Below are 22,159 nucleotides of genomic sequence, written 5' to 3'. Positions count from 1 at the left end.
AGAATCATTCTGCAAATTAAATTTCAGAAGTGATTTTGAAAGTTTTCCTTTTTATATCTAAAAGATCCAGTCTATTGATTTTTAGCTCTTCTTCATATGCAATAATATACTGCTCAATTTCAGTTTTACTTTCTCTAATAAGTTGTAATTCATGATGAAAATCAACATACTCGCTCGACTTATTGTCATCCTTAAACGCATCACTTATTTTTGCTCGTGCTGAAGTATAATTCTCTAAATTTTTTCTAATGGAATCAGAGATAAAATAAGATTTACCATTGTAATTAAAAAATTCGCTTTTAACTGTTAACAGAGGAAAATCTTTTTCAAATTGCACTTTTAATTTCTTGAGATCACTGCCTACATTTCTCACATGGCGAACAATAACACAGTTATCAGGAACATCGGTTGAGAAACCCAAAGTATAAGTTAAGAGTCTATGTAAATACCATTGTGCCTGCTGATTATCTATTCCTTTGTCAAAGTCATATTCCAGTGCTTTTTGATAATTATTAAAATTTTGGTAAAAATCATGAGGGGCATTTGTAAATGCCTCATAGAGGCAAGCTCTTTTGACACAAAAATCTAAATCTTTTCCAATTAAACCTTTAATGACTTGCTGATGACTAACAATGACACTTATAACTTGAGCAATATATTTTTTTTTCTCACCTAGTTGAGCAAGTAAATTTTTTCGCTCTTTTATAATTTCCTGTCTAGTAGTCAGATCATCGTCCCATTGCATGGAGGATATAAGTAGTTTTGCCTCATAATCAGTTGTATTAAAACTAAAATCAACTGATTTTAATTGTGTTGCTAAATCAACCGGACCTCTATTCGTCCTATAATAGGCCGTATCTATAATACCCTTTACAGTAGACAACCTCTCATGGAGAGCCTCAAGCTCTTCGACCTGTTGCTTAATTTCCGCATCCAGTTTTGATATTTCAAGTTTGTCTTCAATTAATTTACAAACTTGTTCGAAATCAAATTTTTTCTTATTAATCTCATAGACCTCATTGGCCATCGCGGCATATAAATCGGGTGGAATTCGTCCTCCTTTTAAACGTTCATAGATTTCGCCTGTTTTCTGTGTAATTGACTCGATTTCATCAAGAAATTTTTTCAACAGCTCCAGATCGGACTGAATTGAGTCACGTAATATGGGATCAATTCGCCCCAATTTAAATTGAATATTGAAAGTATGTTGTTTTAATCGGGCATAAAGTTGGGCAACCGCGTTTTTATTTCTCGAAAAAACTTCGCCATGTTCTTTGGGGTCAAGTTTAGGGTATAAATCCTCTTCAATAACGGAAAGATCGGTTTCAATCTGCCCTATGTTTGCAATGGCAGTCTTCAGCAGTTTATTGCGATTCTCAAGTAAGAGAATGCACGCGCTTCTGGGCATGGGCTCTTGTAGACGTTCCTCTATCGCCTGAATTTGTTCCTGTAAATGAGCGGTGATGGCATCGCGTTTTTTTAATAAAGCTTTTGCATCATTATTGATTGCCACACAGCGATAGATTTTTTTCTGAGTTTTTGCCGTGTCAGCCAATGCGTAACCTTCCTCCCTTAAAAATTTTTCTCTTTCATGATCGGCATTAGGTGAAAACGCTTCGATTATAGCAACCCGGTCTCTTCCTTGCTTTTGCTTATGCTTTATTTTGCCATCTTTCATATAAGATACTCTTATTGGTTTACCCCCAGCATCATATGATTATAAATCGCACACATTAAGCAATTATTAAATATTTGAGTGAATTTTTAGTAATTTTGTCTATAAATTTATAAATAAGAGATTAAGCAAAAAAGCTATCTAAAATTAGTCAGGATGCATGATAAGAAACTGAAGGAGTCGAATTAATTATAGGCAAACTGTAAACAGACTCCCTCTGATTGCTCCGAATCGAGTTCTAAAAGACGATAGATATCTTGAACAGCTTCCTCTTTAGGATTAAGTTGTTTTTGATAGGTATCATTTAATCGATACCCCACATAGATTAGCGTTACACCCAAGGCAATTGGCCAAGAAGCAACGGCCGCAGTAATAAGAAATGCAATTCCCCCCACATTAAAGGCCATGTTGTTCCAAAATTCGAGGTAATTTTTGCTGCATTCATCGTTGAGATTTTTTAAGAGTTGGCGATGATGATCATCGTCCAGGATTTTACCATTTGCCAATTCACGTCGTACCGCAATAGATGATTTTTGGTATTTTTTATATTCTTCCGCGGTGTTATACAATGCATTACCAAGCATACTAAATAATGCAATTCCGGCTAAAGCAAGTGGACCGGTACATACCATACTGATTGCAAAACAGGTGGCAATTAGGTTTGCTCCTACTATGTTAATTGCAAAATAGGTGCATTGAGCTTCCCATTCATCATTTAGTACATCAATCTGGCGCTGAATGACGGCTTGTTCGAAGGTTGTTGCATCATTTAATTGTGTCTGTAATTCCTGGACATGATCCTGATATTGGCCGGCTTCAAAAAGCCACTGTGCTAACAACAATAATGTGTCGAAAGTAAGGCTAGCAACAATAATTAGTGGAACAGCAGAGCCAGCAATATGAAAAAAATTATTATAAGTAGTTAACAAACCTACTCCAGCCCAAACCAAATCACTAGCCATGATAAAACCACGTTTTTCCATTTCTTGTTTCAGTACTTTCTTTGACGATAATTCTTCACTTATTGCGGACTGGAGAATATGTTTGAGCACTAAGATTAAATTAATCACAAAACGGAATGTATAGAGGAAAATACCCAGATCAGTAATGGCTTTGCGTGAGTTATTCAGAAAATTAATGCCATCGATAAAACTGTATTGATTACCAAGAACCGTATTAACTTCTTGAATCAATTCAGAAACAGAACTCTTCTGAAGATAAATAATTACATAATTTGCTAGACTGCGGCTGTGGGTGAATTGAGAACGCCAGGTGTTTAAAGCACCGACATTTTGGCGTAATTTGGAAATACTAATAAATGATGTCAGATGATCTAGAATGCTTGTTTGCAATCCCTCTATCATGAACTCCGAGAAATTATCAATTGATTTTCGCTTTTCTTGTGCAAGGTCTATTTTATAAAATGCCTCTAATTTTTTGCGAAATTGTTTTAATTTTTTCAAATCAGAATCAACAAAATCAAGTTGATAATAAGAAATTAGCGAATCACACAAGAAATACAAATAATGCACAGTAACGCTTTCTTGTGTCCAACATGATTTATTCGATATAAATACTTGATGAAACGATAAAAATTCATCATTTAATCGATCTAAATGAAACTCATCCTCTTTAAAGGAAAGATTATTTTTTTTCAATGAATTATTAAAAAAAGCATGCTTTATGAGACCAATTTTTGATTTTCCCATAAAAGAACTCTTTGAGATGAATTGTGAAGAATTGCTCAATTGTACTATGGGTATTTAGAAACAGATTAAAACAATAGTGTTAATTTTCTGCAAAAAAATAGTTAAAAAAAAAGTAAATGATCAAAATCAAAATTAAGAGAATGATTTAAGTACAAAAGCACCCTCTTTTTTTTCTAAAAACTAATTGATAAACTCTCTCCCCAAATAATCCATAATCCCGAGATATAAAGTTGACTCTTGATGCAAATAATTCCTCTGATTCTATTGAAGAAAATTCTTTAGAAAAAGAGAAAGTGGTTATTATTATTCCAACGCACAATGAAGCGCTGGTCATTCAATCAACAATAGAACAAGTATTTGCATCAGTAGAACAAATTGAGCAATATGATATTCATATTTTAATTTTTGATAGCGCCTCTACAGATAACACAAAACAAATTGTTACTTCATTACAGAGCAATTATCCAAAATTACATTTACAAAATGAGCCCACTAAATCCGGACTTGGTTCTGCTTATTTGCAAGCCATGAATTATGCGTTAACTGCTCTAAATGCAGATATTATTTTTGAATTTGATGCGGATCTATCTCACCAACCCAAGTATATTCGCCCTATCTTAGATATGTTGCAAAATTGTGATTGTGTGCTGGGAAGCCGTTATGTAGAAGGTGGAAGTATTCCGAGTAATTGGGAATTACATCGAAAATTATTCTCCATTTTAGGCAATTACATTGCTCGAGCAGTACTCACACCAAAATATAAGGATTTTACCAGTGGTTTTCGTGCTACTCGCAGGCAACAACTTATAAAAATTCTGCCTCATCAATTTCTTACAAATCATTATGCATATAAAATGCAGTTGTTGTGGCTTTTACATAAAAATAAAGCAAAAATTCGTGAGTATCCCATTGATTTTATCGATCGAAATCAAGGGTACAGCAAATTACCTAAAAACAGTGTTGTTGATTCACTGCGAGTCGTTTTTACTTTACGATATCATGAAATCAAGCGCTATTTGAAAATGTGTCTTGTTGGCTCCTTGGGTATTTTTGTACAGTTTATTACCTACAATGTATTGCGTGAATACTTTCAATTCTCGCCTTTTGAGGCCTCACAAATTGCAGTATGTGCAGCGATCATTAATAATTTCTTTTTAAATAGCAAAATTACATTTAGCGCCAAGAATAAATTACCCTGGTCCTTAAAAATAAAGCGGCTGTTGATTTTTACTATTTATTCAGTATTTATTATTAACTTACAAAGTTATTGGTTACGCTTAGGAATTTTTTGTTTTGGCGTCGGACCTTTACGTGAAAATATAATCATGGGTATCGGCATTGGATTAATGTCTCTTTTAAATTACTACACTTATTCTCGTCATATATGGGCAGATAAATATGTACTTAGTAATTAAAGATAACTATTGTCATAAAAATGGAGCGACAAAAAATAATTTCACCCATGAATATTCTACCGGGAAATGGATATCCATCAGAGAAACAAGCAAATAATGGGATTATTTTGTGGGCTTTTTTAAGCTCGCGAAGTGTTTACCTGTTTTTAACTCTGTATTTTATCATTTTACTCTTCTTAGCACCTATAAATATATTATCTCTTGATACGTACTATTATTGGGATTGGAGCCGACACCTGGCATTATCCTATTATGACGGCTCCCCAATGATTGCATATTTTATTAGGCTTGCAACTTTATTGTTCGGAGATAACCTATTTGCCTTGAGTTTTATAGGCATCACCTGCATTGCCATCTCGAGTGGGATTATTTATAAAAGTGCTCGATTTTTTTTATCCCCTGAAGCAAGCTGTATTACTATGTTATCCTGGCTATTTTCCCCACTAGTCACCTTAGATATTTTAAAACAAACGACCTATGATACGCCCCTTGCATTATTTTGGTCATTAACCCTGTATTACACTATAAAATTTATTCAAACCAATAGAATAAGAGACCTGTACTTAATTGGTATAAGCTCCGGATTGATGATGTTATCCAAATATAGTGGCATCGTTTTAATCCTTTCCCTGCTGATTTTTTTAATTTTTAGTACCTATCGTTCAATTTTCAAATCAAGACATTTTTATTTTGCTACGATTCTAGCCATTATTATTTTTAGTCCAGTAATTTTCTGGAATTATCAAAATCATTGGCAATCATTTATCTATCAGTTAACCACTCATAAACTTAATCCTGGAGTAAACCCTTTTTATCATGCTGTAAAAACATTGTTTACCTCATTCATCCCGTCACTAAATATTATGCTTCTTCCTCCATTTTTAGTACGAAACCAAAAACTGGATGAAAAAAGTGCATCGGTTGTGACATTGTGCCGTACCATTTGTATTACTTTTCTTTGTTTTTACTTATATACCGCAAGCCAAGCAGGGATTAGGGAGTTTTGGCTGACTCCGTACATAATTAGCAGTGCGATTTTATTTGGATATTGGTTTACAACATTTAATTATCGTAAATTCGCCATTTTATTGCTCATACTTTATGCAATAATTAGTCTCTGCATTCTAATAGATAACACCTCCAAATTTAATTTTATCAAATCAAAAAAACTTATCTCCTATCATTTAATCCAAAAATTTAATGCGAGTCATACAGAGTTACCCGATACAGTCTTTACTTCAGGCTGGTTTACAGCACGCATGCTCTTTTTCCTCAAAAACAAGCCGATTATTTATACTTTAGGTTGTGGCACTGCTCAAAACCAATATGCTTTATGGAATGTTGACATCAATCAAAAAATTGCAGATAAGACTTTGAAAGAAATATTGTATATTGATCGGCATGACCGCCAGAGTTGCTTGAAACAATATTTTGATCAATGTCAAAAAATACCTACTCATGTACATCCATTTAGACATAAGGAATATGCACTGAATGTGTATAAATGCCGAAATTTTTAAGAACTCATCATGAAAATATCCATAAAATATAGCGTTAGTGACAGGCCAGCTTGATAGCTGGCCAATCTTTTTTTAACGTATTCATCGAATTATGTTACCATCCACTTTATTAGATTTTGATAAGGACCATCGATGCTTAAATTACTCTTTCTCTTTATTACATTATTTTCTTCAATATGTTTTGCTGATGAAAAAGAAATAGCAATTACTATGGATGATTTGCCTCTTGTTGCCTCAAGAATGGATACCCCCGGAAATCGACAACGATCAACCGAACGCTTTACCCAAATTGTACAAACATTCCAAAAATATAAAGTTCCAGTCACGGGTTTTGTGATTGCAGGAGCGATAGAAAAAGGTCAATGGGATTTCCTTGAGCAATTTCGTCAGGCAGGCTTTATGTTAGGTAATCATACTTACTCACATTATAATCTGAATCAGATCAACACTGAAAAATATATTGCAGATGTAGATCGTGCCGATAAAATTCTTACGCCAATAATGACTCAACCCAAATATTTTCGCTATCCCTATCTAGCGGAAGGAAATAAAGCCAAAAAACAAGAAGTATATGCTTATCTAAAGAAACATAATTACACTATTGCCCCTGTAACCATTGATAGTAAAGATTTTGACTTTAATGAAATGCTTTATAAAGTTCCATATCGTTCACGAGTAAATTATATTCAAAAGTTAAAACCACGTTATTTGGCTTATATATGGAAGCAAACACTAAGAGCCGAGAAAAACTCTAAGGGCGGAAATACCAAGCAAATATTATTAATTCATGCGAACCTTCTTAATAGCTATGTATTAGGGGATATTTTGGAAATGTATCAAAAAAATGGATATAAATTTATTAGTTTGACTGAGGCACTGAAAAATCCTGCCCCAATCATTAATTTTTCTCCTGCTATGAAAAAGGATACTTTAGGAGCACAATTGAAAAATGAATTCATCAATATTCCCAAGTCAAAAGAAAATTATGTAACACCTGAGTAAATTTCAATCGTCTTTTCAACCTGGGTGCGGCGAAGCGGAACCCAGATAGTTCTATATCAACTCCCGGGTTCCGCTTCGCTGCACCCAGGTTACAATGTGATTAAACAAATCAGTACTGGAGGTTAAATGTTAATACTTGCTATTCTTTTATTTCTTGCTGCAGTAGTTTGTGGTCTCTTTCTTTTGACAGCAATACTACAAGACAGGCCGATTAATATAACGGTGAGAAATCTTCATGCAGTTTTTGCAGCATTGGGGTTGCTCATAATCATCGCTCATATGCTTGCATTTGCGACAGGTAAATCGACACTTCTTGCCGTAAGTTTAATCTTTTTGATCGTTGCTGCATTAGGTGGATTGAGCATGGTTGCACTTGCTAAGAAAGGTAAAGCACTTCCCAAAAAGGCAGTACTTGTTCATCCAATAATTGCCCTTGCCGGATTAATTGCTTTAGTAATCTATGTATTACCCTGATTATTCGGGTTCAAACCTGTGTTTCAATCGTTCACGAAGCGATTGAACTAATATCGGTGGTGCCTTATCTGGTGATCCTGAGTCAAACGGTGGTTCGGGATCATATTCCAAACCAAGTTGTAAACTTTGCGCCACATTTTCATTAATAAGTTTTGCAGCAAGATATAAGGCCATATCAATACCAGCAGAAACTCCAGCTGCAGTAATAATTTTACCATCCGTTACAAATCGTTTATGTGTCGGTATGGCTCCCCATTTTTCCAATCGATTCATTACTGCCCAATGAGTTGTTGCTTTAACTCCAGATAAAATTCCTGCTGCTCCCAGGATCAAACTTCCAGTACAGACTGAAGTAGTCCATAAAGTATGTTCATGAATTGTTTGAATCCATGTAAGAATTTCAGGACATTCACGTAATGCAGTTGCATTACCAGCACCTGGAATCAACACAATATCAGTTTGAGAAATTTCATTTAATGCATGCTCAGCAATTAATGTGAGTCCGGAACAAGTACGTACCTGTCCCTTATTTAATGCAACCCGCTGCACGATAACTTCTGGCAAACGACTCAGTACCTCATAGGGACCAATTGCGTCGAGAGCCGTCATTCCTTCATAAAATAAAAAAGTAACGTGCAGTGGTTTAGACATGCTTTTCTAACCCTTTTTAACAAACTGAGATTTTAATTTCATGGCACCAATTCCCTCAATTTTACAATCAATGTCATGATCTCCATCTACCAAGCGAATATTTTTTACTTTGGTACCAACTTTTACTACTTGCGATGATCCTTTTATTTTGAGATCTTTAATTACAGTAACCGTATCCCCATCTTGCAGAATTTGACCGTGGGCATCTTTAATAATGCGTTGATCGTCATGGCTCTGTTCTTCGACACCATCTTTTGCCCATTCATAGGAACATTCCGGGCAAATTAGTTGATTACCATCTTCATAAGTATATTCTGAATTACATTTAGGGCATTGGGGTAAAGAAGACATATTTTTTTCCAGTTAAAAAAGAGATTCATAGTATAGCAAAAACTCAATTAGTCTCCTACAACACTAATAAGCAGATGACGTTCTTGTGATTGATAACGATGCTCATAGAGATAGATACCTTGCCACGTACCTAAAACCAATGTTCCATTTTGTATAGGAATGGTTAAACTGATTTGAGTTAATACAGTACGAATATGTGCAGGCATATCATCCGGGCCTTCAATTAAATGTTTAAAAAGTGGATCCCCATCCGGAATTAATCGAACCAAAAAATGTTCTAGATCCTTGCGAACCTGAGGATCATAATTTTCACAAAGCATCAAAGAAGCACTAGTATGTTTGAGAAATAAATGACATAAGCCTTGTTGTATCGTGGTTTTTGATAAGAGCGCTTTCACATCAGCAGTAATATCCTGCGTACCTCGACCAGAAGTGTTAAACGTGATGGAGAATTGTTCAATTTTCATAAGATTAATGATTCGGTTATTGGTTCATTTGTACTATCGCAAAATTACGTCACGATTCAAAGTAAATCATCGGGCTCTACCATAGAACCAATAATTGTCAGTACTTTATGTCTGGACTTATCTCCTCGTTGCAAGGTAATTTGTCTTGCTGGTACTTTAAATATCTGTGCAATATACTTCAAAAGTGCTTTATTAGCGCGACCTTCAAGTGGTGGGGTATTTAAGCGTATTTTAAGCTCCCCCTCATGAAGACCTACAATCTCTGTTTTTTTTGCACCCGGCTGAACATATAAACGAAGGGTTAATCCTTCAGCATCACGTTGATACCACATTGATACCATCACCCCTGGAGTTTTTAAAACCAAATTAAATCATTTATTAATGAGTTACAAGATAAATCAGAGTAAAGAAGATCAGATCCTGGGCTACAGCTGCGCATTCACCCAGATGATCCAATTGATTTAGTTAGTAAGACTAAGAGAAGATACTACGTGTTCCATTTGTGTCATGGTACTGTCATAAGTTTTATCAAATAATTTGATATTACTCTCCAACATGCGTCGATTTACTTCCTCCATCTCCTTTTCTATTTCCTGCATTTTATAAGTATGAGAAAAGAACGAATCGACATGATTTGCAATGCTTGCCCCATTTTTTCCAACTTGAGATTGAAACCATAATTTCACATTAGGAGCAGGACATTCTTTAGTAATAAGACGCGCAGGAAACTTGCCATCACTTAATGGTTGAGCCAGGTTGTCCCCTTCTTTTTCTAATCGCTCCAGTAAAGAAGGATCATCCGTCATAATTGCTTGGCGTATGGTCGCATCGCGAACGATTGTCAGCATTTTTGTGTATTTTTCAATCTTCTCGCTTGCCACACTTCCTACGTATTTCTTTGCTGTTGCATAAGCCAAGTTCTCACCATCAAAAATAATGCGTGGATCGTTTGCAAATAGTTCTAAAATTTCTGGACGACCAGTGGATAAAATGACACTCATGGTCGTTTTAGTCGCCTTAGCGCTTTCAAAGCTGAGATCAGGTTGTTTTGCAATAAACTCAATCAAATCTAATGGTGGTGTTAAGAGAAGAACGACTCGCATCAGAAGGGTTCTTCCATTTGTGTTTACTGCATTGACTAATTCAGGATAATCAGTAATCAGCGTTTTAACTTTTTCGTATTCTTTTTTAGTTATAGCTTGCCATAATGCTTCTTCTTGTGGCGTCATTATTTTCTCCCTTTTATAAAAAATTGGACATATTATAACAAAAAAGAGGCATGATGTGGTATAAAATTTCAATTATAATACAAAAATCATTTACATCCCCACACTATTTTGTGGCTTATCATTGAACTGAAACATAGAGGCAAGGCTATCTTTTACATGATTTAAAGGATCATAATCAATGCCCAAATTACATGCTTCACAAATTTTTTGAATGTGAGACGGGCTTGCTTTATCAAAGCCAATTGATTTTACATCTTCAATAAGATTTTCGATTTTTGCTATTTTTTCTGCAATTTCTGGTTCGGCATCTTCATTTAATTCACTTAAAACAGTGGATAATTCTTCGATCATTGATTCATAATGGTGCTGTTTTTCAGGATCAAACTCAATAAACTCAGTCCTATCCCTCATAGAACTCATATAAAATCGATATCGTTGAGCAGACAATGAGTTTTGAGGTTCTTCACTAGGTGCAACTTCAGATTCTTCTTCTTTAGGCCTTGAAAATTCAATCACAGGGTCAATTGGTTCCGCATCAATAATGCGCTCTTCAGCAACAGGAGCAATTTGAGCTTTTTCATCATGAGTAACTTTAGACTGATACTGTTCTCCGCTCATCAGCTCATCAGCAGAGCTACTAAATTTCAGGTCAACGCCTCGCTCCACCGACACAGAGGAAATGGAAGTATTTCCATTAAGAACTGTAGAATCATGGTGTTCTTCGCTCTCAGCCTCAACAACAGAAATATTTGGGTTCAACTCAACGTCATGTTTTGCAGACCCCGCGGGAATGGAAATATTTTCACTAAGTACTTTAGAATCAAGCTGTTCTTCGTCCGCAGCATTAACATCAGAAGTACTTGAGTTCAATTCAACGCTATGCATTGCAGGCACCGCGGGAATGGGGGCATTGTCATTAAGTACTTTAGAGTCATGCTGTTCCTTATTCTCTGCCTCAACAACAAGTGTGCTTGATTTAAAACCAACATTTTGCTCTTCAGGTATAAGATCAGCAAGCCTTGGAGCAAGGGTTTTAGAATCCACATCAAGCACTTCTTGTATTAGAGAAGAACTTTTTGGAGTTTGCAATAACTGCTCTACGCGAGGTTGAGGCAGAATAAACACTTTTTTTATCAGGTTTACACTGATATCAAAACGTTTTTTTGATTCTTCTGACAATATTGGTTGAACAATACTCACTATGTTTTCCAATTCTTTATTACATTTATTTAATAAAATTTGAGTGGCATCATATTTCTCAACTGTTTTTAACTCTTCTTTATATTTTTTTAATTGCATCAGTGCCATATCCAGTTTATTGATTTGTTCTTTATCCAATTCATCAGCAGGACATTTTATTAATTCATCTATAATAATACTCAAACTACTGTCTACATCTTCTAAAGCATGAGCACGTGCTTTCTCATAATGAACAGAAATCGCCTCCATCTCCTTTTTCCATTCGCTTTGAATCGCTTGGATTTCCTTTTGAAAACTCATAGTAATTGCTTGATGTTTTTCATAAGCTTTTTGTAATTGTGGTGACTCATGACGAACTTCTTCAAAAAATGCTTCCAGAGCTCCTTGGGCTTCTTTAAATTTTTCTTTTTTAATTTGGTGGTGTTTTTCAATGGCTTCTATCTCTAATGGAGTTTCTCCAACCACTGGAGTTATCTCTGTACTTCTCGCATCCATTTCCTCTTTTATTACTACTAATTTTTTATAAAGTATTATCGCTTTTTGTTTTGTTTCTTCGCGAATGTTATCGTCTTGGTTAATGACATCTAATGTCTCTCGCATTAGGGTAAGATGTTGCACATAAGTTGTGTCGATTTGTTTTATTTGCTTCATATGGTAGAGATGAGTAATTCGTTGCATTTCATCTTCATAATATCGAAATAAATCCATATTAGTTAAGCCATAAAGCGATTTTTCCCATTCAGATGCAGGCGCGGCTAACGATTTATGTTCTTCAGGTTGTTGTAATGATGGCTCTTTTTTTCTGGGAACAAACACAAAATCCTGTAAATTGGCGGCTGCAGCCTGAGCTTGCTCTTTTTCGATTTCTTCAAGCAATGCAATTTCTTTTGCCAATAGATCTTTATCTTCAAAAAGAGATCGAATTACATCAAACTGACCAGTAACCGTTAGAAAAAAGAGCAAATTGTGCTCGCACAAATGAATAAATTCACTAAGAAATTGTTCATTTTGATGAATCACGTCATTTTTATTTTGGATAGAATTGAGCCTTCTAAGCCATCCTAAATAGGAAACCAAAAGAGGATAGGTTGCTTCAGATAACTCACGTTGTTTTAAGATTGCATCACTGGGATCACCCATTACCCGTTTTAAATGCTCATCTGGTGATATATGAAGAATTCCCATCACTCATTACCCATTTATTGCTCACATTTTCCTTAAGTATAGTATTTTTTATTCCATGCGATTTAATAATGAACAGTGAATGAGTCGTTTTTAATGTAACAACAGGAATGAGTCGAGTGATTGCAAGCAATGTACTGCGTTCAATGCCGTACATTTTTAGGGAGATAATTCATTACGCAGTAACTCAAACATTTTGCGTTAGTAATCTCAAGATCACGAAAATAGGTTATTTCCTTTAAATAAAAATCAAATGTCTCCTGAATTGCTTCAAAATAACCTTTAATGACAACCGAATAACGCATTTTCTCTGTATAGTGCATTTCGAGTAGTTTGGAATATAAAAAAGTGACTTCATCAGCACATTGTGTGTGCGCCATAAGCGCAACATCAAAACAATTCGCTTCAAGCAATTTAGTGTTCAGCTTGTATATATTGGCAAGTATGTTGGAAATGTAAAAATTAATTTTTCCTATTTTTTCTTTATACACATCACCTAACACGTCAGGAATTGAATGAACCATATCACGCAAGAAATTTAAATCAGCAATATAATTTCCCAACACATGATCTTTCTTCATTTCTATAAATCGAGCTTGCCATTCTACCAAGAGCATCACGATACGCTTATATGCAATTAGTTCTTTTTCTTTAGAATAATCTAGTGTAGGAAATTGGTTGCTGGTTTTTATATGTTCCATTTTTCCCATCACCATAAAACATGCATTTTTTATATCTTCAAAAGTTAATGACTCAAAATTACTAGTTCCAATTTTTTCACTAATAGTATCAATAACTTTGACTACATCAGGAGATAACATTGCGATTCCAAATTTCAACATCGTCTAAATTTGATTATAGTTCAATATTTAAACAAAAAAAGGGGGGGGGGTCGTTTGGAAGATTGATGATACTTAATGCATGATTGAACATCTTTATAACTAGGTAGCGCTGGTACCCAGCGCTACATATGATTACAAAATCAGTGCTGATTGAATTACTGTTTCAGTGCTATCAATAGATACCCCTGATGCTTTAGTAGATTTTCGATTCTCATCGAGAGATGGATTCGCTTTTTGTTGCGATTTAACCTTCATTATCTCTTTTTCAAATTTAGAAAGCTCAGCCACATTGCTAATTCTCATGGCATAAATCCCTTCTTTTTTCTCTTCTTCATCAATTTTCTCATTGAGGAATGCAATTTGTTGTTGCATCGATTCGGCCTGCCCTACTATTTGTTGATGTAATTGCTCAAGTTGGCCAGCTAATATATTCTGCTTTTTTTGAATATCAGAACGAAACGCATTGTTTAAATTTCTCGTAGGTCTTTTAGTTAAGTCCTGAAATTCCTGGCGCCAATCTTCCATATTTTCGGGGGTAAATACGTAGCTTGACATATAGGAAGTAAAATTACCCCATAAATTTTTGGGCTTCGTTCCCTCAACGATCCGCTCCTGCAAGTCCCTAAAATCGATTTTTAACACTATATCTTGAATTTGTTCAATTTCTTCTGCCTCTAAATTAGGAAAATCAAATGTTTTGAGCAACTCTCGGTCAAGAAAATGCTTGCGAACTGATTCTGGAAATGAATCTAAATTATCAGGTACTTGATCGGCGATTAATTCTTTTAAACCCAGAATTTCATTAACCTGATCCTGAAATTGTTCAGGAAATTTTGACACATTCGCCTTCCTTTTTTCTTCCAATTTAAGTAGAGGTACTTCTTCTCCTATCAATTGATCTAAAGTATTTATCTGTTCTATGGCTTGCCTTAGGCTTTCTTCTAGAGCAGATCTTTGGTTTATTAAATCCTGGGTGCGTGAATTATAGTGCATAAAATGTTGCAATAAGGGATGAGAGCCAGTGCCTTCAATCACTAAATCAAAATAATTGCTAAAGCCATTATTGCCCTCCTTGAGCTGAACCTCTTTGACTTTAAATCCGTTTAGTCCATTAAGTTTTTCCTTGAGATTTTCAGCCTTAGATCTCAGATATTTACTTGTATTAAATAACTCTTTATGTTCTTGGCTCAATGATTCACAAATACGTCGCACCTCTCCTCGTAGTCGAGCTACAGGTCCTTGTAATTTAGAATTTTTTCGTGCAAGTTCTTCCATTTTATTCGAGAGAACATCGTACATTTCATGAAAAGCATAAACAGAGTTGCTCTCGGTTTGTATTACATTTAATGTATACTTAATCGCATTCCATTCTCTGTTTTTCTGTAAACCTATTTCCGTCTCTTCCATAGTATGGATCGCAGAATCCAGTTTTCTTTTCGTTACTGCACAAAGAGATTCTTCTTTACAATCATGGATAAAATCAGCATCCAGTTTATTTTTATTTGAACCAATAGCCGTTAATCCATCAAGTGTAGCCAAAGTTTCTTTAATTAAGGTACGCGTATTCTTGTGTCCCAAAGAGAATATCCATAAACCTTCCAGTTGCGCTTCATGCTCTGCCAATACTCGATATAAACTCCTAATAGCACTTTGTTGTGCAGAAAGTTTATCAGCTCCTTTTAGTTTGTCGGCCTCTCCTAATACATGCACAGCATTCAATATGTCTCTAGCCGCATCAGTAACAGCTGTTCGTTCGAGCAAATAACCTAAGCCACGATGTTCTTGTTTAGCCCAGGATAGGCTGGTTTCCAATTCATCTACAAGCTCTGTAATTACTCTATCAAAATAAACTGCTTTTAATTCTTTTAGATCGCTTGTTTCTACAAGGCCTACTTCTTTATATACCCGCAACAACTCTTGAATTACAGGTTGCATGGCATATTTTTCAGTATATCGATCTTCGGGCAAATCTTTATTGGCATAATCAAGTAAAAAATCAATGAGATTATCTAAATTTGTTGCAGCCATAACTTGTTGAACCAATATGGATCGCACAATTTTCTTTAAATGAGGATTATTTTCTATAATGCAGCTAATGTCCTTTGCTAATAATTTTACTTGGCTTTTAGCAAAAGCTTCACGATAGCTTTCTACATCGCCGTCAGCAAATCGTAGCATCGCTCCGTTTACTTCTAATCCGGATTCAACATATCGACGCGTTTTTTTCTTCTCAGCAAGCTGTTCTTTCTTGCTTGTACGCGCAGCCAACTGATTAAATTTTAATTGCTCATTTAAAGATACTTCATCCAGATAATGACAACGTAACGCATTAACTGAACCTTCTTCTATGAAATCCTCAACTTTTTCTTTAAGCAGCGCCCGGTGTTGATCCCAAACTGAGCCTACAGCAATTTCATAAGCGGTTATTGCTTTATTCAATGCGATAGTTTGAAACTTCTTATTTTCAGTACGGCGTATATAAGGATTAGGATGTTCTTTTTGTGGCGCATTATATTCAAGGCATTCGTCCCAATGTTCACTCAAAGAACGACTCAAATCCTCTCTTTGTATTAACAACGCTGCATCCAGTGTATTCCATTCTGATTTTGGATAAACAAGATGTAACAATTCTTTCCACTCTTGGAATTGTTCCAGAACAACTTGTTGTATATTGGATACTTTTTGCATGTAATGACGCATAACAGCAGCTTCTTCATTTTGTTGACTTTGCAGTTCTGCCAAAGAAGCAAGTATTTTCTTCTGTTTACTTTGGGTCTGATAGAACCCGGATTGTAAAACGAATGCTCCTTGAGTTTCATAGATAGCAACGTACTTAGCAGGCCTACCTTCCTTGCCAACACAGCTTGTTACTCGCCGCGCAGCCCGGGCATCCAAATAAGTTTGAATCGCTAAAAATCCCTTCGGATGTTGTGTCGCAAAATCAGCGTTTTGTGCAAGTGCTGTAGTAGTAATCGTTATTGTATTTTGCTTACCAGACTGATTGTTAATCCATTTTTTTCGTTCTGCCACAGATTCAGTGCCTGTAAATGCAGTTATATTGCTTTTACGGAACTGTGTTTTTAGTTTATCTGCAAGAAGCTTTACCTCGTTAACATCTTTCGCAAATAGGACAATAGGTTGTCCTGCTTGTGCTTGATTAATGGCTTCTTTTACAGCGCGTACATAAGCTGTTTGATTTGCTATCACTCGTGTAGCCAGTTTGACACATCTATTTTTTTGATGAGATGGTATTTTACACGCGATATCCATACCGAACTTGTTACATTGTTCGACTATTCTCTCTTTTCGACCTAAAGTGTTCGAGATGCTAATAATGCGTCCCTGTTTTTTATAGTGATCAATCAAGTCCTTGGTTGATACAGAATCAATACAACGCATTTCAGGCTCAATAACGAATTCCCAATCAGGGTATTTCTTTTGCAGCCGAGCATGCAGAAATTGATGCGTCATAAAAGTTAAATCATCTTGAGAAGCTTTTTGATTTAAGGGAATAGCAACATGTCGTGCCGTTTTAGAAGGTGGAATAATAAAATCTTCCCCCTCAACAAAACGCTGTGCTTCAATAGCAGCATTGATCCATAAATTAAATTTTTTATCAGGTAATGAGTTTAACGACGCTTTATGCCGACTAGTAGGTGCATGTCTGTCGAGGAATTCTCTTAACTGGATTATATCTTGATCCTCGCTCCAGCCTTTATCGAGAATTTTAAATTGTTTCTGATTAATAAATTCATTAATTAAAGGATAAACCCATGTATAAGAATAATCTTCTTCATTCCCCTCGCTCTTAAGAGCAAGATTAAATATAGTCTTTTCATCTAATTCAGAGAAATCAGAACCAAAAAGAATTAAATGACTCGCTACAGGATGACCATCCTTATAACACGACATGTCTTCATTTTCGACTACAGCCCGAGCACGATATGAAGCCAGATCACCTATAGTAGAGTAATTTATCCCACCAACCTGATACGTTCCTTTGGGAGAACTCACCTCAACACGACCGAAAGCGATACCTAAAGAAGCAAAAAAATCTTTGTCATTTTTATAATTCTGAACCATCAAGCCTCGGTTGACGGCACACGCATCAATAGTCCCTCCATCCGCTTCAACCCACTGCATTACAGAAAGTAATGCATTAGCAACACAATTGCCCTCTTCAGTATCTAGTTCCATCAGCATATTGTTTTGCTGGTTTTTTAATGCCATTAAAATGGCAATAAGCTGCGGGGTATCAACAAATATTCCAGTAGACCGAAAGTACTGTTCACGTAACACAGCAAGCAATCTCAACTGAGCTTTTAGTTTCTCATGAGCCTCTAAATGCGGTGTTCTTATTACAGCAATCAGTGTATCTGATAATTCACGTAACTCTGTGCGACTGACTTTTGTCAAATCCTGGTATGCTTTAATTTGATACGTTGTTGAGTTATTTCCTACAACCAAAGTTAAAGGTTTGTCTCTTCCTATCGCATTGATGTAGATAATTTGTTGCGCTAAATCATGTTGCTCCTGTCTACTTAACGCGGTTCCTTCTACAATATTTCTAATATCAGCAATAACTCGCGCAACTTTAGAGGTATCAAATTGCTCATCAAGAACTTGCTCTGTATCTTTTAAAATAAAACCAAATCCATTTTTTTGTGGTGCACGTCCTGATTTAGGATCCCTGTCAAATTCATCAGCATAAGCTCTTAGATCTTTAACATCTCCATTTAACACATTGATAAACGGTTCCATCTCAGGATAAGGTGGATAATCAAATAATTGTGCAAGATCCGGTAGACTCAGTGGATCAAATTCAAGACCTGCTTGAACATCCAACAAGCGATGAATATTTGCATCAGTTGCATGCTCACCAAGCACAATTAATATTTTTGCCCAATTATTTAAATCAAAATCCGCTGTATTTTCTAATCTACAGACTAAGTTATAATAACGATTTAACTCATCTTTATCGCATTTTGTACATGCTTTCATTAATAAAGTAAGCAACGGCACCAGTGAATCTACTTCTACTTTCGCCTGAATAACCGATAGGGTTTTATTAACCACATTGATAATTAATTTCTCATCAACATTCGAACCTGCTTTTTTTATTCCATTGATTAGAGCATCAAACAAATCTTCAGAATGCTGGTCATCCACGTCTGCTAATGATTTCAATTCCATCAGGTTTTTTAATGGGAATAAGGATTCCTGAGTTAAATTATGACTGAATGAACAACGCAACAGGATTTCATATGCTTCTTCCCCAAGGATTTCTCGGTATTTTGTTAGATAAATAACCTCGCTCAAAGCAATTTTTAGCTGCCCTGTTGAGTGATGTGGTGTTTCTTTTAGTATCTTGCATAAAATTGCTAAGGGAGATGCAACTGCAGAAGTTTTTCCTTCGCTTAATACATCCAGTAAATTCCTTATCTGGGCTACTGTATCAGAATTTTTTCCAAATACTGTGGACTTAATTACATCTGTTAATAATGAAATAGAACGGAGAAACTCAATGTTGTTTTGGTTTTTAATACGAATTAATGAACTGATTAATCCATTCAATGCACTTAATTGTTGCTCCAATTTCAATAGGGCTTCATCGATAGGTAGAGCGGTGTCTAGTTCCTTAATTTGCTTTAATAGAAAACGGTCAAAATCTTTGTTTGATGTTTGTAATGCATTGATAGCGGCCCTTAAATTAGATTTGCAAGCGGCATCTATTCTGGGTCTTAGTACTGCACTGAAGGATTTCTGGGTAAAAAATTCACTACCCAAAACGCGATCCATTTGTTTTCTCTCTTCTGGAAATCCAGATAAAGCCCAAAAAAACCACCTACTGTTTAACAAATTCTTTGCTTCTTGTTCTTCCTCGGCCAAAACCTCGAAAGCTCTTTGAGCATCAACGGGGCGTTGCCTCAAATGCCACATTACAACTTGATGAGAAGTTATCCAGGACTCCAAATATCCTGTTAGTTTTTCTGGCAAACCTTCAAATTCAGTTTGGAGTTGCCAATCCTCATATATCTGTTCTATCAAGCTAAAAAGGTTAATTACTGGCTCGTTAACTGCATCTTTTCCTATTTTTATCTCAGGCAATTCAGTACGAACAATTGCAAAAACATCAGCACTTTGACGTTCGGTCACTGAGTTAACGATTTTTATCAGCTGCTCAAGGGAAGGCAAACGAAAAGAAGCTTCTATATTAATGTCAGTGAGAATTGCAAATAACTGCCCTCTACGCTCAGCCTGCATATCGTGCAGATCTTTTGCCAATATTTTTATTTTTGCTTCAAACTCACTATCTTCTTCGCCATCTTGTGTCATTTCCGGTACTTCATCACTTAATAAAGAGAAGAGTATGACAAACTGAGGCAATGAGTCAGGTTGATCGTGAAAAAGCTCAGATAAAAATATATTTAATTTAGAAGGGGTAGTTAAATGCTGAAGCAGAGCAGAAAAAGAAAATTTTTGGATTGGGGCATTATGAGCCTGTTCTATACTCAAACGCCGTTCATAATTATTGACAACAGATGAGGCTGCGTCACCATATTCCTTCATAAGCTTCAAAGCAAGGACACTTGCTTCATAAAAATCATGCCGTGCTTGTTCTGATATTAAGTCTTCAGTTTTTAACGTGAGTGATAAGATATCAATGAGCCTATTCAACTCATCAGCGGCAGGCATTGACTCCCAACTGTAATTCTCTAGTTCCCCTAAAAAAACAGGAAGTACCATTGATAATTGACCACTCATATCCTCATTAAAGTGATTGGCTATTGCCGTAAATTTGTCAAGCAAACTTTTAAAGCTAGTATAAGGGTCTATTGTTTTAGTACACGCCCGCTGCCCCGTAGTCATCAATGCAGCGATACTAAGTAATAATACTTTATTCTGAACACTCAGATTTTGATTGTTACTAATTTCCTGTTCAATCTTTTGATAAACATCCAGACTAAATGCCCACTCCTGCACACCAATAAAACGATAAAAACAAGTTACAATCTCCTCATATGGGCGGTCCAAACGGCTTAACCAGGCACTTACATCCTTCGGCATTGCAGGGGTTGAATAATCAAGGACATCTTCATCGATATTGGATCTTAAATTCATTTGCCTTGATACCAGCTTATAATTGTTATTACGACTGGCATGGTAGGCTCCATTAAGATCTAACCCATCTAAACAAGTAAGTTGCTCCTCAGGATCACTGCTGTTATTTATGATGAACAGTAAGCGATCTAATGTGGGTTTCATAGAGCCTATATTTTCTAAAGTACAGGAAAAAGGTAACTTCAGGTCTTTTTCCTCCAGCCTATTTAGAAAATAATCATAAGCTTCAAATAAATCATTAAATTCAGTACGAGCACCTGTTGCTTTATGTTGAGAAACTAAATTAACCCACCATATTTTTTGTTCGCTGCTTAATTCACTCAACTTTTGAAGATTGGCCAAACCTTGGCGTGACATTAACGCAAGATAGTTTTCAGGTTTATCCAGAAATAACTCATTAAAGTCTTTAAAAAATTCCTTATCATGTAATACCTTCAGTTGTTGCAATAAGAGTAAAACACCATCAGCTCCAGTATGAATTAACACTCGAGCCAGACCTTTATAATTAAGATCACCTAAAGGTATCGCCTGGAGTAATCTATTTATCCTCTCCAATTTTGGTGCATTATCTTCTGTTACGACAGACAAGAATAAAATAAAAGCCGCTTGGCGTTGTTCCGGCGAGCTATTTTCACTCCATAAATTTTTAAACTCTTTCCTGTAACGATCTCTGTTTTTAGAACCATTGTTTAAGAGACTGAATTGGCGGTAAGAACCAACAATATTGCGCGCATTTTCTTCAGCAAGCTCAGGAATTTGCGTCAAAGGAGTGCCTTGTTGCGGGTGTTGATATGGTGGTTCTACATTGTTTTTGCGCTTTCGCTGAGTTGCTTTAATTTGTTGATGATGCGCTTCATGTTTCGTTGGAATTTGATATTGAAGCTGTAAACCCATACTGGGACTTTTTATATTCTCAACCCAATTCTTTTTAGTTTTTCGTATTCTAGCGGCATGAGGATGAAAAAAAATTGCTGTCTTAGAGAGCTCGGCTACTTGTTGTTGGAATTCGAAAGAAAACTTTTGTCGTTTATTGATTAGATATACATTATCAAAGGCTAATTGATACTTCTTAGGAGTAATTTCAAATTTGTAACGTCTCGTTCGCTCTGGTTTTGAAAGAAAATCAACCAATTTATTAAAGTCTTCTTGGGTAAATTGATCACACGTCAAAGGTAAATTGACTTCGCCCAAAACCGATTTATCTTGTTCGTAAGTGGTTTCTAAATAGGCAGTAAAATTCTCGATAGTATTAAAGCTATGTTCGCCTACAGTGATACTCATGCAACCATGTCCCCCAAATAATAGATACTAAGACATTAT

At 35.7% G+C, this 22,159-nt stretch carries 14 protein-coding genes; 4 read left to right on the top strand and 10 right to left on the bottom strand.

The features are described 5' to 3' along the window. Positions 1-16: 16 nt before the first annotated feature. Both ELY20_RS00490 and ELY20_RS00485 read right to left on the bottom strand, forming a co-directional pair. Positions 17-1,678, bottom strand: coding sequence for a hypothetical protein (locus ELY20_RS00490; RefSeq protein WP_110141178.1), 1,662 nt, complete (start codon positions 1,676-1,678; stop codon positions 17-19). A 182-nt stretch (positions 1,679-1,860) separates the two neighbouring features. Next, positions 1,861-3,384, bottom strand: coding sequence for a hypothetical protein (locus ELY20_RS00485; protein WP_110141177.1), 1,524 nt, complete (start codon positions 3,382-3,384; stop codon positions 1,861-1,863). A 230-nt stretch (positions 3,385-3,614) separates the two neighbouring features. Between ELY20_RS00485 and ELY20_RS00480 the strand changes: the two genes are divergently transcribed. From ELY20_RS00480 to ELY20_RS00465, 4 genes are all read left to right on the top strand, one after another. Further along, the gene (locus ELY20_RS00480; RefSeq protein ID WP_110141176.1) at positions 3,615-4,799 is read left to right on the top strand and encodes a glycosyltransferase family 2 protein; all 1,185 of its coding nucleotides are present in this window, start codon (positions 3,615-3,617) and stop codon (positions 4,797-4,799) included. Between the two features lie 47 nt (positions 4,800-4,846). Continuing rightward, positions 4,847-6,319, top strand: a complete 1,473-nt coding sequence (locus ELY20_RS00475) for a glycosyltransferase family 39 protein (RefSeq protein ID WP_110141343.1) — start codon at positions 4,847-4,849, stop codon at positions 6,317-6,319. A 132-nt stretch (positions 6,320-6,451) separates the two neighbouring features. Next, on the top strand, positions 6,452-7,321 hold the full coding sequence (locus ELY20_RS00470) for a polysaccharide deacetylase family protein (RefSeq protein ID WP_110141175.1): 870 nt from the start codon (positions 6,452-6,454) through the stop codon (positions 7,319-7,321). A 126-nt stretch (positions 7,322-7,447) separates the two neighbouring features. Then, a complete protein-coding gene (locus ELY20_RS00465) occupies positions 7,448-7,795 on the top strand; it encodes a hypothetical protein (protein WP_110141174.1) in 348 nt (115 codons plus the stop codon). Here the strand turns inward: ELY20_RS00465 and ELY20_RS00460 are convergent, their stop codons facing one another. The 8 genes from ELY20_RS00460 to ELY20_RS00425 all read right to left on the bottom strand — a co-directional run bounded on the left by ELY20_RS00460 (position 7,796) and on the right by ELY20_RS00425 (position 22,120). Continuing rightward, on the bottom strand, positions 7,796-8,446 hold the full coding sequence (locus ELY20_RS00460) for a DJ-1/PfpI family protein (RefSeq protein WP_110141173.1): 651 nt from the start codon (positions 8,444-8,446) through the stop codon (positions 7,796-7,798). A gap of 6 nt (positions 8,447-8,452) precedes the next feature. Then, positions 8,453-8,797 carry a zinc ribbon domain-containing protein YjdM gene (locus ELY20_RS00455; RefSeq protein WP_110141172.1) on the bottom strand — a complete coding sequence of 115 codons (345 nt, stop codon included), beginning with the start codon at positions 8,795-8,797 and terminating at the stop codon, positions 8,453-8,455. A 47-nt stretch (positions 8,798-8,844) separates the two neighbouring features. Beyond that, on the bottom strand, positions 8,845-9,264 hold the full coding sequence (locus ELY20_RS00450) for a secondary thiamine-phosphate synthase enzyme YjbQ (protein WP_110141171.1): 420 nt from the start codon (positions 9,262-9,264) through the stop codon (positions 8,845-8,847). A 56-nt stretch (positions 9,265-9,320) separates the two neighbouring features. Beyond that, complete coding sequence (locus ELY20_RS00445) at positions 9,321-9,596, bottom strand: DUF167 domain-containing protein (RefSeq protein ID WP_110141170.1); 276 nt, start codon at positions 9,594-9,596, stop codon at positions 9,321-9,323. 129 nt (positions 9,597-9,725) lie between these two features. Next, on the bottom strand, positions 9,726-10,493 hold the full coding sequence (locus ELY20_RS00440) for a hypothetical protein (protein ID WP_110141169.1): 768 nt from the start codon (positions 10,491-10,493) through the stop codon (positions 9,726-9,728). 90 nt (positions 10,494-10,583) lie between these two features. After that, positions 10,584-12,878 (bottom strand): MICOS complex subunit MIC60, encoded by a 2,295-nt coding sequence (locus ELY20_RS00435; protein WP_110141168.1) that lies wholly within the window; start codon positions 12,876-12,878, stop codon positions 10,584-10,586. 140 nt (positions 12,879-13,018) lie between these two features. Beyond that, the gene (locus tag ELY20_RS00430; protein ID WP_110141167.1) at positions 13,019-13,696 is read right to left on the bottom strand and encodes a hypothetical protein; all 678 of its coding nucleotides are present in this window, start codon (positions 13,694-13,696) and stop codon (positions 13,019-13,021) included. Positions 13,697-13,849: 153 nt separating this feature from the next. Then, entirely contained in the window at positions 13,850-22,120 is an 8,271-nt protein-coding gene (locus tag ELY20_RS00425; RefSeq protein ID WP_199742184.1) for a hypothetical protein, read from the bottom strand. Positions 22,121-22,159: the final 39 nt, after the last annotated feature.

The organism is Legionella qingyii, assembly GCF_003990155.1.
Lineage (GTDB): Bacteria > Pseudomonadota > Gammaproteobacteria > Legionellales > Legionellaceae > Legionella > Legionella qingyii.
The sequence above is the reverse complement of the archived record's forward strand: the minus strand, read 5'-3'. Positions and strand labels throughout refer to the sequence as shown.